This is a genomic window from Chryseobacterium sp. 7, from assembly GCF_003663845.1.
Classification (GTDB): domain Bacteria; phylum Bacteroidota; class Bacteroidia; order Flavobacteriales; family Weeksellaceae; genus Chryseobacterium.
This window is the reverse complement of the sequence record NZ_RCCA01000001.1, coordinates 285,618-299,090: the sequence shown is the minus strand read 5'-3', so window position 1 is coordinate 299,090 and position 13,473 is coordinate 285,618. Positions and strand designations below refer to the sequence as shown.

Genomic DNA, 13,473 nt, shown 5'->3' with positions numbered 1-13,473 from the left:
TTTTTATTCATATTTTTTTACAGTTTTGAATCAATTCATTCTTTTCGTCCAATTTTTGGATGGTTGATTTGATTGATTCTTCACTTAAACTTTTTATTATTATAAAATCTCTTGAAGAAAAGTAAGATTCTTCGTCCAGTATGTTATCTAAATATTTTGGAGTAGTGAAGGTTAGCCAATATTTTTCTTTGTTGGAAAATTCGATGGTTACTTCTATCACATCAGATTCTGAATTTTCTATTTTATCATCTATATGAATTGAAATTATTTCAGGTTCTTTATATGCCTGGAAATAAAATTTTGAATACCACTTAAGTTTTCCCTCATCATTACAGATTCTTATATTTTCAGATTCTATTTCCTCAATGATATAAGATTTTCTCTTTGTTAATTGCTTAGGATAAGCTCCAATGTCATTACAGTAAATCCTGTCCTTTATTTTCATGAATCATTTTCTAATTATCCATAGGTATCTGTGAAAATCTGTGCAATCTGTGGGAAAATAAGCAACAGAATTATTTTAAACTCAATATAGCCAATCTGTATCCATCCATTCCAAAGCCAGATAAAACTGCATCCGTATTAGCTGCCGTTACAGATTTCTGTCGAAATTCTTCCCTTTTGTAAATATTGCTGATGTGAACTTCTACTTTGGGCTTTCGGATATTTTTCAAACAATCAGCGATAGCATAAGAATAATGGGTAAAAGCTCCCGGATTAATCACTACTGCATCAAAATCATCCTCCTGAAGTCTGTTGATAAGCTCCCCTTCAATATTAGACTGATAATATTTTAATTTATGAGCCTGAAACTCAGATTTTAAATTTTCCAAATAACTTTCCATGGAAACATTTCCATAGATTTCCGGTTCTCTGGTACCTAAAAGGTTAAGGTTAGGGCCATTGATGATCAAAACTTTCATACTATAAAATTAAAAACTTTTTTTAATTAACAGCTAAAAATTTCTCCATTGATTGACTTTTATTTAATTAGGATATTAATAATGATATTTATCATGTGTGATAAAATGATAATAGGTGTAACTCTTTGTTGTAAGGGGTTTTATTAAAAAATTACGTTAATTTTTGAAAATTTATCATGAAAAATAAATAAGTCTACTTGTTTTGTAGACTAAAAGTTTTTAGCTTTGCAACCATATTTCGATCGGCTTATAAAGAAAGATGGAGGGAACTGACCCTATGAAATCTTAACAACCTACCCGTGGGGCAAGGTGTTACATTCAGCCTTTTTAGGAAAAATAAGCATTTGGTTTATCGTATTTATCGATGCCCTTTGCTGATATTTCTGCAAAGGGCTAAATTTTAATATATGATAAATAAAATTGATTATGATTAGCAAGAATTTATTCACTTCTAAAGTTTGGATACCTCCGGTAGCTGCATTTTTTCTAGGAATAACCAGTGTCAATGCACAAAATACCAAGCCGAAAGATAGCCTCCACGAAAAAGAACTTGATGAAGTTGTGGTAGTAGCCTACGGAAAGGCAAAAAGAAACAGCTATACAGGTTCTGTAGCCACCATTTCAAGTGATAAGATTAATAACAGACCTGTCACCAATATTACCAAAGCTTTGGAAGGGCAGGTTGCAGGGATTCAAACGACCAGTGCATCTGGACAGCCGGGAGCTGTTTCTACCATCCGAATCAGAGGGATTGGTTCCATCAGTGCTTCCAGTGATCCGTTATATGTGGTGGATGGAATTCCTTTTGACGGAAACCTGAACGCTATCAGCCCAAGCGATATTGAATCCATCAGTGTTCTGAAAGATGCTACAGCAAGTGCTTTGTATGGTTCAAGAGGAGCTAACGGAATTATCATCATCACCACAAAATCAGGTAAAAAAGGTGAGGCTAAAGTCAATTTTAATATCAGCCAGGGATTCTCCGGAAGAGCAGTTAAAGATTATGAACAGGTTAATACAGATCAGTATTTTCAATTGTATTGGGAAGCGTTGAGGAATGGATATCAGTCTGGAAAAGTTTCTTCTCAACAGGCTGCTCAGATGGCAACGGATAATCTTGTTTCTACATTAGGGATCAACCCATATGGAACTGCTTATCCAAAACCCGTAGGGACAGATGGGAAATTGTTGCCAGGGGCATCAGCACTTTGGAATGATGACTGGAGGGATATTTTACAGAGAGTAGCTTCAAGAAATCAGGTAGATCTTGATATCAGCGGAGGAAGTGAGAAAAGCAATTATTTCTTTTCTCTGGGCTATCTTGATGATAAAGGAATGGCAATTGAATCAGGATATAAAAGATATAATACCCGATTGAAAATCAATTCTGAGGTAAAAAAATGGCTGAATGTAGGAGTGAATTTAAACTATACAAACAGCATTCAGCAGGCTCCGACTTCTTCCGATTCGAAGGCGAGTAATATCATCAATGCAGCAAGATTTATACCTTCATTTTATCCTTATTATGAAAGAAATCCGGACGGAACTTATATTTTAGGTGCTGATGGAAATCCAATTTATGATTTTGGAAAATACAGACCTACGAATGCTCTTCAGAATCAGAATGCTGCTGCAACACTGCCTTTAGACAAAAACGATAATAAAGAAGATAATTTCTCAGGAAAAGGATTCATGGAATTTACTTTCTTGCCGGAATTAAAATTCAAGACAAGTTTCTCTGTTGATTTGGTGAATTATAATGGACATTATTATTCAAATCCATTACTGGGACAAGGTGCAGAAACGGGAGGCTCGGTGACGAAAACAAATACCAGAACACTTTCTTATACCACCAGTAATATTCTTACGTATGATAAGAAATTTGGAAAACATCATATCAATGCTTTGGCAGGACATGAATTCTACAAATACGATTATCAGACAATTTCCGGAACAAGAAGCCAGTTCTCACTGCCTTATTACTATGAGCCGGATGCAGCTTCTTTATTAGGCAGTTTCAGTGGAAACAGTAATAAATTAAGCCTATTAAGTTTCCTTGGAAAAGTAGAGTATGATTATAACAATACTTATTTTCTATCAGCTTCAGGAAGAGCAGACAGTTCTTCAAGATTTGAAAAGGATAACAGATGGGGGAGATTCTGGTCTGTAGGAGGTTCATGGAAGATTTCAAACGAAGAATTTATTAAAAGCCTGAATGTTTTCAATCAGTTGACATTGCGTGCCAGCTATGGTGGTCAGGGGAATGATAAGTTACTTAGACCGAACGGGCAGCCGCTTTATTATGCATATCAGGAACTATACAAGTTTATCAGCCTTGGGGGAGAGCCGGGAACTACACTGGAAAAAACGTCTACCAATAATGTGAAATGGGAAACCAACCTTAATTTAAACGTAGGATTGGAATTTGCCATTCTGAATAACAGAATTAAAGGAAATATCGAATATTTCAAAAGACAAAGCCAGGATCTTCTGTTTAATATGCCAGTTGCACCATCATTGGGAATCAGTGATTATCCTGCGAATATCGGAACCATTCAGAATACAGGATTTGAATTTTCATTATTTACAACACCTGTTAAAACTGATGATTTCCAATGGAATGTGGATGTTAACATGAGTACTTTAAACAATAAAGTAACCAAACTGCCCGGAGGTTCTCTTGTGGTAGGAACTAAATTATTGACAGTGGGAGGTTCTGTATACGATTTCTTCATTCCGGAATGGGTAGGAGTAGATCCGGGCAATGGAAAGCCATTGTGGAAAACCGTGACTACAGATGCCAGCGGAAACTCAGTAGAGGGAACTACTTCAGAATATTCCAAAGCTACAAAACTGTTGCAGGGTTCTGCATTGCCTAAACTGACAGGAGGAATCAGTACAAGTATCAATTATAAGAATTTCGACTTTTCAGGATTACTGACATTCAAAATAGGGGGTAAAATTCTGGATAATGACTATACTTCCATCATGCATAACGGAAGTGCCGGAGGACGTGCATGGAGTGCTGAAATGCTGAACAGATGGACGCCAGATAATCCTAATACAGATGTTCCTGGTTTGAGTACTACAACAAACAACTGGACATCCACATCTTCCAGATTCTTATACTCAGGAACGTATGCAAGACTTAAAAATGTAAGCTTAGGATACACTCTTCCTGAATCTTATTTTGAGAAAATAGGACTTAAAAAATTCAGAATTTATATCCAGGCAGAAAACCTTCTGACCTTCTATAAACATAAAGGGATGGATCCTGAGCAGGCTTTGGATGGAACAACGTATTACAGATATCCTGCAATGAGAACGATCACATTTGGTCTTCAGGCAACACTTTAATCTTTAAAATTGAAACAATGAAAAAATTAAAATATCTATCATTTACGCTTATCGGATTTTTGACATTGATAAGCTGTGAAAGTGATCTTGATACTGCTCCAACTGATCAGGCCAACAGTGTGGAAGTTTTCAAAACAGCTGAAAGTGCAGAAACCGTAGTAAACGGAACCTGGGCAAAATTCAATAATGATGGGACTACCTATGCCAATATTGGTTATTCTACTGTCTTAAGAGCCAGTGATGCGATGGGAAGTGATGTAGCAGTATTGACTAATAAGTATGGTTTTGCTTCTACCTATGCCTTTACGGAAATGGTGAACAGTACAGCAAGCCGCCCGCTGTTTATCTGGACCATGTTATATTCTACCATCAATAATATGAATAATGTGATTACAAGAATTGATGGAACAGAAGGTAGTCAGGAGAAAAAGAATCAGGTGAAAGGGCAGGCAAAAGCATTACGTGCTTTCTGTTATCTGAATCTGGCCAGTTTTTACCAGTTCAGCTATCTGAAAGACAAATCCGCGCTTACAGCTCCTATCTATACTGAGCCTTCCACTACAGGCACTGTAGGGAAGAAGAGAGCGAGCCTTGAAGAAATCTATACTTTGATTAAAAGTGATCTGACCGATGCAGATAATCTGTTGAAAAGTTATACAAGAAATAATAAAGATAAGATTAACCGTGCTGTTGTAAACGGCCTTTTAGCAAGAACCTATCTGAATACCGGTGAATGGAGCAAAGCTTCAGCATCAGCCAAAATTGCAAGAGAAGGATTCCCACTGATGGCTCCGGAAAAATATAAGGATGGTTTTAATGACATCAACAATGCGGAATGGATCTGGGGACATGCACAGACACAGGAACAGTCGGATGCGAGTTATGCCTTCCATTATCTGGATGTGTCTTCATCAGGAAGTTTTTACTACAGTTTTATGGCTGACCCTTATTTTAAAGATCTTTTCGATGCCAATGATATCAGATCCCAATTGTTTTCATGGGACGGACAGAAAGGAAGAGAAGGATTGCTGAGGTATGCTAAGTTTAAGTTTAAACCAACCCTTATTGCAGATATTGTCTACATGAGAGCTGCGGAAATGTATCTGATTGAAGCTGAGGCTGAAGCCAGAACGGGAAATGTTTCTCAGGCAGTCGCAGTATTGAATCAATTGAAATCAGCGAGAAATGCTAATATTTAGTCATTCCTTAAGAAATGCTATTTTCTAATTTATTTTTAAACATAGAATTAGAAAATAGGATAATTTGTATTTGATAAAAAAATAAACTCAATTCTTTTTTCAGTATTTCCATCATTTTCTTCATATTCCAGGCGGTTGCTGATAATAATGCATTGATTTGTGGCCCCATTTCTCCCATGAAATAATTTTGAGCCAGCCTAAAATCCGTCTTTAAGTGTCCGATGATAGGTTCGATCGCTGCTCTAGTTCTGAATTTCTTGCGTTTTATTTGTTTTTGATAAGCGGTGTCTGTTTTTCTTGGAGTGCTTGGAATAGAGATTTTTACGCCTTTGATCTCCGATTTTCCTCTGCCACCTCGATCGTAAACGAGTTCTTTTGGAAGTTGCTGACCACTGTTTTCCATTTGCTCCAGAAGCGGCTCAATGGTGTGACCATCGTATGGTGTTTGTAAAAATGCCTTAATCCCAAGAATGATTTTTTTGCCTTTGCCCGAGGTCGTTATCAAGCCCACCTTATTTCCAAATTCATACTGTTTATGAGCTTTTCCTTTCGCAATACATCGGGTAAATGGTTTGTGAATGCTGTAAATTTTATCGGTATCGTTTCTTTTTTGAGTAACCGCTTTGGCGTAAAGTGTCAGTGTATTTTTGTAAAACTCTTTCTGTTCTGCCGTAAAATTGCGTTCCAGTTCTCGTATCAGCCTCATGGCGATGGTTTTTAATTGTCTTTGTGACTTTCTTGCCATTTTAGCTCGCTTAGGATGTTTGCCGTTGTAGGTGTTGCGAACCAGTCGTTTGCTGACTTTCGTGTAGCGCTGTCTCTGCTTTAGGCCTTCTTTTTCGGCTATTTTGTTGCAATAATCAATTACTTTTTTACACAATTTCGCATCCGTAGGAAAAGTAGTGTTATTCTCTTGAACCGTGGTATCTGACAAAACAAAATGTGAAGTATTGACCTTTGCATCATGCATCCTTACACTGTAGGCAAAGATTTTTTCAATACCGTTTTCGCCAATTCTTTTTCGGAAATGCACAAAATTACTTGGGTCACACGGGAATTCATGTTCAAAGAAAACTCTTCCGCAAAAATACTGCATGTAAGGATTCATAATCCACGCTGAGGCAAGGGTTTCATCGCCCAAATTGTACAGGTGCTTCAAAAGAAGGCAGCCCACCATAAACCGAATCGGATGACTTGGATTGCCTACTTTAGAATACAATGGAGAAAATTCTTTCTCGAAATAATTCCAATCAATTTTTTCTGAAAGCAATACAAGTTCGTGCTTCTCATCAATAAAATCCACCAACATCGGGCGAAATAATTCTGGCAGTTTTTCTGGATTTTTTCCCAACATATTTGCAAGGTTTTAAAGCTCTAAAATACAAAAACCTGCAAGAAAAAACAAATGAATCAATATTTAGAATACTAATATCCAATGTTTTAAATGTATTTTAAGGAGTGACTATTTATAGTGGCTCATTGTCACAGAATGCTGTAATAGATGCCATTTTGATTGAAAGAAGAAAAGAATTGTTCGGAGAAGGATTTTCGCTTTCAGATATTATCAGAACGCAAGGAACGGTGATAAGAAAACCATTTGTAGATGCAGATGGAAAACCGATAAAAGTACAAATAACTACACCGGACGGAACTGTGAAAACCGTAGACGGTAAAGGACATTCTGTTCTTGATTTCCCTGATAAATCTGCTTTTACACCCAACAGTAATTATTATTTATTCAGTATTCCACAAAGAGAATCTGAAAACAACCCGAACTTATAAGAGGACATACTTATAATTAGATTTGATTTTTAGCCACTGCTTTTGCGGTGGTTTTTGTTTTTAAAGTTATTTTCATAAGTCATTGAAAAATATCCTTTCCAAAACCAATTATTCCAATTTGCGGCTTGTTGACCTGCTTTACTTATTGTTTCCAAAATTAAAGATTTCGCTATTTTATGGATAAATTTTTTCTTTTCTCAAAAACAGAAACTAAACCTTCATTAAAAATAATTTTATTATTTTCTATTTTACCTTTAGTTATATATCTTGTATACCAATTTTTTGAATCTGGAGAATTTCCAAATTGTTCAAGTTGAATATTATTATTCTATATTCTATATTTTCCTCCATGTATCTCAAATTTTCCAAAATACATAAGTGATTCATTCTTAAAAAAAACATTCTTATGAAAAATGATTATCCTTGGATTCTTCATTTCTTCTTCATTATAAGGTCTTCCTTCAAATACCTGAACATAATATGCCGTAGTATCTATTGTCTTTAGATCTTTTTCGCTTGGTTTTTCTTTAAATGAATATTGTGTCTTATCATTTAATAAAGGTTCACCATATTGATCTTTTTCTATTTTATATAGTTTTTGTCCGTAACTGCTTAGAAATCCTATCATGCAGAATATTGAAAAAATATATTTAACCACAATCAGATACTTTTTATTCATATGCTATAGTGGAAGGCTCTAGTTGTTTCACTTCATTTTTGTTGAAGATAATATCCTGTATAGTTTTGTTAATTTTGTCGAATTTTTTTCCATTATAGCAGAACCATCCTTCTTCAGTATTGTGAATATACTCTACATTAATATTGTTCAGAATCAATCTGTTATAAATCTTAGGATTATATCCCCATATAGAACAATCAATTGTAGAAGGAAGACTTTCAAAGCTGTTTTCTGAAAAAGTTTTCAGAATTTTTTCTTCTTCTTCTCTGGTTAAATTGACCTTTATCGTAGTTGAATCGGAATCATAGTTTCGTGTAAACAAACCTGTTTTTGAATCGTAGGTATCAGTCAAATCTTTATAAATGAATGATGAATTCTGGTTTATTGTATTTTGCTTATTACATGATATCAGACTAATGATAATCAGCAAATAAAAGGTGATAAAAAAGTGATTATTTTTCATATGTACCCTTTTTCATATTGAGTTATTTTTATTTTCAATGATATGAATTTTATTTTTATCATAAAGACCTTGATACATATTTGCGAATAGGTTTTTACATAAAAATGTTAGTTAAATACTTAATATGAATAATTCAGTTTATAAAAAATCTCTACCTTTGTAACAATGAACCTTTTAAGATGGATATTGGCAATTTATTTCATGGCGCTATCATTGATGCCATGCGCTGACGTGTCTCATCCGCAGAATTCGGGGAATAAGATGATCTTCTTAAGTGTTCAGGAAAATCATTCAAAAGAAAAAGGAGATATCTGTTCTCCGCTATGTGCTTGCAGCTGTTGTCAGATAACGGTTTCAGCATTTAAAATGGATCCTTTATTAGAAATACCGGAGCAAATTCCTGCTTATTTTTCAAAGAAGATCTTATTCCACAAAAACGACTTCGCTTACCAGATTTACGATCCTATCTGGCAGCCTCCTAAAATTTAATTTTTATTGACTTTTAGAAAGCCTATGCTTTCTGATTATAAACTGTGCTTGAAACTTTGCAATACCATTGCAGAGGTTTTCAGGATATTTTTGCTGCAGCATTGTAATGCTGTGAGCATTTATTTTCAATAAAAATTAAATATCAATCGTGTTAGATAAAATCATAAAATTCAGTATCAAAAACAAGGTGATCATTGGTTTGATGACCCTGGTGCTGATCATCTGGGGAACGTGGAGTGCCACCAGATTACCTATCGATGCTGTGCCGGATATCACCAACAATCAGGTGCAGATCATTACTGTATGTCCTACATTGGCGGGACAGGAAGTGGAACAGCTGGTTACCTTTCCCATTGAACAGAGCATTGCCAATGTTCCCGATATTCAGGAAACAAGAAGTATTTCAAGATTCGGACTTTCTGTAATTACAGTAGTGTTCAAAGAAAATGTAGATGTTTACTTTGCGAGACAGCTCATTAATGAACAACTGAAAAATGCTGTGGAAGAAATTCCAAAAGGAGTGGGAACTCCTGAGCTGGCTCCTGTAAGTACAGGTCTTGGAGAAGTATATCAGTATATTCTTCACCCTAAAAAAGGAAGCGAAAAGAAATACAATGCTAAAGAACTGCGCACCATGCAGGACTGGATCGTTCGAAGACAACTGAACGGAACACCTGGAGTTGCAGAAATCAACAGTTTTGGAGGAGAATTAAAGCAATATGAAGTGGCCATTGATCCCAATCGGTTAAAAGCAATGGGAACAAGCATCACTGAAATATTTACTGCCCTTGAAAAAAATAATCAGAATACAGGAGGAGCCTATATTGATAAAAAGCCCAACGCCTATTTTATCCGTGGAATTGGTTTGGTTACCTCTTTGGAAGATATTAAAAACATTGCTGTTAAAAACGAAACCGGAAGCGTTCCGATTTTTATAAAAGACGTTGCTGATGTTCGTTTAGGAAGTGCTGTTCGTTACGGAGCATTAACCTATGACGGAAAAGTAGATGCTGTTGGCGGAGTAGTGATGATGCTGAAAGGAGCCAATAGTAATGAAGTTGTAAACAATATCAAAGCAAAAATTCCTACCATTCAAAAGTCTCTTCCCAATGATGTTATTATAGAACCGTTTCTGGACAGAACAGATCTTGTAGACAGAGCCATCAATACTGTACAGAAAAACCTCATCGAAGGAGCGTTGATCGTTATTTTCGTTCTTGTGGTTTTCCTTGGAAATCTGAGAGCCGGACTTATTGTTGCTTCTGCCATTCCGCTTTCCTTATTGTTTGCATTAGGAATGATGAATGTTTTCGGAGTAAGTGCCAACCTGATGAGCCTTGGAGCCATAGACTTCGGGTTGATTGTAGATGGTGCCGTAATTATTGTAGAAGCAACGTTACATCATTTAGGCGTAAGGAAATCTGTCCGTGCATTGACACAGTCGGAAATGGATGAAGAGGTATTTCTTTCTGCATCAAAGATCAGAAGCAGTGCAGCTTTCGGAGAAATCATCATCCTTATCGTATACATCCCGATTCTTACGTTGGCAGGTGTAGAAGGGAAAATGTTTACCCCAATGGCAAAAACAGTAGGATTCGCCATTCTGGGAGCTCTGATTTTATCTCTTACCTATATTCCAATGATGAGTGCTTTGTTTTTATCTAAGAAAATATCCCACAAAGAAACCTTCTCTGATAAAATGATGAATCGTCTTCAAAAGGTTTATCAGCCATTATTACAGAAAGCAATCAAAGTAAAATATATCATTGTTTCAGCGACGGCTGTTGTTTTTCTTATTTCTGCTTTTATTTTCAAAAATATGGGTGGTGAATTTATTCCGCAGCTACAGGAAGGAGACTTTGCATTCCACTGTATTTTACCGCAGGGAAGTTCACTCAGCCAGAGTATAGAAACTTCTATGCAGGCATCAAGATTAATCAAACAGTTTGATGAAGTGAAAATGGTCGTTGGGAAAACCGGTTCTGCTGAAGTTCCTACAGATCCTATGCCTCCCGAAGCCACCGATATGATCGTTGTATTAAAGCCACAAAGTGAATGGAAAACAAAAAAATCCTACAATGAATTAGCCGATGAGATTAGCGAAAAATTAGAAACAATTCCAGGAGTGTTTTTTGAGAAAAACCAACCTATTCAGATGCGTTTCAATGAGCTGATGACTGGGATCAGACAAGATGTAGCAGTAAAGATTTTCGGAGAAAACCTGGATTCTCTTGCTATATATGCAGATAAGGTGGGAAAAATCATTCAGACGGTAGATGGAGCCACAGCCCCTCAGATTGAAAGAGTGAGTGGCCTTCCACAGATCAATGTTCAGTATGACAGAACGAGAATTGCCAATTATGGATTGAATATAGAAGATGTCAACAATGCAGTAAGTACAGCTTTCGCAGGAAAAGCAGCCGGACAGGTTTTTGAAAATGAAAGACGTTTTGATCTGGTGGTTCGTTTAGACAGTCTTCACAGAACTGATATTTCGGATGTGAATAACCTGATGATTACTTCTGCTACCGGAGCGCAGATTCCATTGTCACAGGTAGCAAATATAAGCTACAAATTAGGACCTGCACAGATCAGCCGTGAGCAGGGAAAACGTAGGATTGTTATTGGATTTAATGTAAAAGACCGTGATGTAGAAAGCGTGGTGAAAGATATTCAGGCAAAACTGGATAAAGTGAAACTTCCTTCCGGATACTATTTTACCTATGGAGGGCAGTTTGAAAATCTTCAGGAAGCCAGCAAACGTCTGATGATTGCAGTTCCGGTATCATTACTGCTTATTTTTATGCTCTTGTATTTTACTTTCCGTTCATTCAAACAGGCTGCACTGATTTTTACAGCAATTCCTATGAGTGCTATTGGTGGTGTATTTGCGCTTTTAATAAGAGATATGCCATTCAGTATCAGTGCCGGGATCGGATTTATTGCCCTTTTTGGTGTGGCAGTACTGAACGGAATTGTTTTGATAGGAACATTCAACCAGTTAGAAAAAGATGGTGAAACAGATATTCTGAAAAGAGTATTTGAAGGAACAAAAACCAGATTAAGACCTGTATTAATGACTGCTACAGTAGCTTCATTAGGATTTTTGCCAATGGCTATTTCCACCGGAGCGGGAGCAGAAGTACAGAAACCTTTGGCTACAGTAGTGATTGGGGGACTGGTAACAGCTACTTTCCTTACGTTATTCGTTTTACCGATGCTGTACATCATTTTTAACACGAAGATTTTGAAAAGAAAAAGTAATAATCCGGGAACATTTACGATGGTTCTTATTTTGGGATTCATGATCCTGGGGCAGACTTTTAAGGCACAGACGAGACCGATTTCTGTAGAACAGGCAGTAGAACAGGCAATGAATAATAATTTAACCTTACAGTCAAAAGACTTAAGCATTAAATCTGCTGAAGCATTAAGGGCAACTGCAAAAGAACTTCCTAAGCTCGGTGTTACAGCACAGCTTGGACAATACAACAGTCCAAAGTTTGACCAGTCGTTTGCGATCTCACAAAGTATTCCTTTTCCAACCCTTTTTAAAGCGAGAAAAGATTTAATCAATGAGAATATCAAAAGCAGACAGATTGATAAGGAAATTACAGCTAATGAACTGATAAAACAGGTTCGTACCTATTATTATCAGATTGAATATCTTCAGTATAATAAAGCTCAGCTGACCAGTTTGGATAAATATTATGAAGAATTCATCAGGATTGCAACCGTAAGATTTAAAGCAGGTGATATCAAGAAAATAGAAATCAGTACGGCAGAAACTCAGAAAGGAGAAATTGATCTGCTGCTCAGACAAAATGAAGTCTTTCTGAATAATGCTTATAAGAATTTAAAGACCCTGATGAACACTTCAGAAAATCTTGAAGTTCCGTTTAATAAAGATTATGCGCCTTTAAAAGCAGAAAGTGTACTCGATAGTGCTGTGGTTGCCAACAACCCATCTGTAAAAGCTTTTTACCAGGAAATGGAAATTGCTGAGAAAAATAAAAAAGTTGAAAAATCACTCGGTCTGCCTGATTTCAGCTTAGGATATACCAACCAGTCTTTGATTGGTCTTCATACCATCAATGGACAGGAGAATTTTTATAACTCAGGAAAACGTTTTCAGTCAGCAACAGTAGGAGTGGCTATTCCATTGACATTTGGTGCCACGAAAGCAAGAATCCAGGCGCTGGAGTATGAAAAACAGGTTGCTGAAACCAATGCCAACATGCAGAAGAAACAACTTACTGCTCAGTTAGAAAATGCGTTCAGCCAGTATCAGCAGGATTTGCAGCAATATGATTACTATACAAGTCAGGCACTGCCGAACGCAGAGAAAATTGTAAAAGCAGCTCAGTTAGGATACAAAACAGGAGAAATTTCCTATGTGGAATATCTTTTTGCCCTGCAGACTGCAACGAATATCCAGTTAAAATATCTGGAATCTATCCAGCAGGTGAACCAATCTGTGGTTACTATTAACTCAATTATAAATAAATAATATGAAACCGCTGTTAATAAAACTTTCTGCCAGACCTATGAAAACGAAGGCATACAGCATCAGACAAAATA

Annotated in this window: 10 protein-coding genes and 1 riboswitch; of the genes, 5 read left to right on the top strand and 5 right to left on the bottom strand. The window is 36.4% G+C overall.

All coding sequences use genetic code 11. The features are described from left to right. Positions 1-7: 7 nt before the first annotated feature. Both CLU97_RS01450 and CLU97_RS01445 read right to left on the bottom strand, forming a co-directional pair. Positions 8-445, bottom strand: coding sequence for a hypothetical protein (locus tag CLU97_RS01450; RefSeq protein ID WP_121486368.1), 438 nt, complete (start codon positions 443-445; stop codon positions 8-10). A 70-nt stretch (positions 446-515) separates the two neighbouring features. Then, positions 516-923 (bottom strand): type II 3-dehydroquinate dehydratase, encoded by a 408-nt coding sequence (locus tag CLU97_RS01445; RefSeq protein WP_121486367.1) that lies wholly within the window; start codon positions 921-923, stop codon positions 516-518. A 244-nt stretch (positions 924-1,167) separates the two neighbouring features. Beyond that, a riboswitch (SAM riboswitch) is annotated at positions 1,168-1,266 on the top strand. An 83-nt stretch (positions 1,267-1,349) separates the two neighbouring features. On the opposite strand from CLU97_RS01445, the gene CLU97_RS01440 reads away from it, so the two are divergent. Both CLU97_RS01440 and CLU97_RS01435 read left to right on the top strand, forming a co-directional pair. Continuing rightward, entirely contained in the window at positions 1,350-4,280 is a 2,931-nt protein-coding gene (locus tag CLU97_RS01440) for a SusC/RagA family TonB-linked outer membrane protein (RefSeq protein ID WP_121486366.1), read from the top strand. A 17-nt stretch (positions 4,281-4,297) separates the two neighbouring features. Then, positions 4,298-5,479 (top strand): RagB/SusD family nutrient uptake outer membrane protein, encoded by a 1,182-nt coding sequence (locus CLU97_RS01435; protein ID WP_228437453.1) that lies wholly within the window; start codon positions 4,298-4,300, stop codon positions 5,477-5,479. Between the two features lie 7 nt (positions 5,480-5,486). Here CLU97_RS01435 and CLU97_RS01430 read toward each other — a convergent pair whose 3' ends face one another. Then, the gene (locus CLU97_RS01430) at positions 5,487-6,833 is read right to left on the bottom strand and encodes an IS5 family transposase (protein ID WP_121486246.1); all 1,347 of its coding nucleotides are present in this window, start codon (positions 6,831-6,833) and stop codon (positions 5,487-5,489) included. Positions 6,834-6,937: 104 nt separating this feature from the next. On the opposite strand from CLU97_RS01430, the gene CLU97_RS01425 reads away from it, so the two are divergent. Next, positions 6,938-7,261: a RagB/SusD family nutrient uptake outer membrane protein gene (locus tag CLU97_RS01425; RefSeq protein ID WP_228437451.1), complete on the top strand. Its 324-nt coding sequence runs from the start codon at positions 6,938-6,940 to the stop codon at positions 7,259-7,261. A gap of 328 nt (positions 7,262-7,589) precedes the next feature. Here the strand turns inward: CLU97_RS01425 and CLU97_RS01420 are convergent, their stop codons facing one another. Together CLU97_RS01420 and CLU97_RS01415 are read right to left on the bottom strand one after the other, a co-directional pair. Further along, positions 7,590-7,940 carry a hypothetical protein gene (locus CLU97_RS01420; RefSeq protein ID WP_147436410.1) on the bottom strand — a complete coding sequence of 117 codons (351 nt, stop codon included), beginning with the start codon at positions 7,938-7,940 and terminating at the stop codon, positions 7,590-7,592. After that, positions 7,933-8,403: a hypothetical protein gene (locus CLU97_RS01415; protein WP_121486364.1), complete on the bottom strand. Its 471-nt coding sequence runs from the start codon at positions 8,401-8,403 to the stop codon at positions 7,933-7,935. The genes CLU97_RS01420 and CLU97_RS01415 overlap by 8 nt, the downstream gene beginning before the upstream one ends. 165 nt (positions 8,404-8,568) lie before the next feature. On the opposite strand from CLU97_RS01415, the gene CLU97_RS01410 reads away from it, so the two are divergent. Together CLU97_RS01410 and CLU97_RS01405 are read left to right on the top strand one after the other, a co-directional pair. Next, positions 8,569-8,892, top strand: a complete 324-nt coding sequence (locus tag CLU97_RS01410) for a DUF6660 family protein (protein ID WP_121486363.1) — start codon at positions 8,569-8,571, stop codon at positions 8,890-8,892. A gap of 148 nt (positions 8,893-9,040) precedes the next feature. Beyond that, positions 9,041-13,402, top strand: a complete 4,362-nt coding sequence (locus CLU97_RS01405) for a CusA/CzcA family heavy metal efflux RND transporter (RefSeq protein WP_121486362.1) — start codon at positions 9,041-9,043, stop codon at positions 13,400-13,402. Positions 13,403-13,473: the final 71 nt, after the last annotated feature.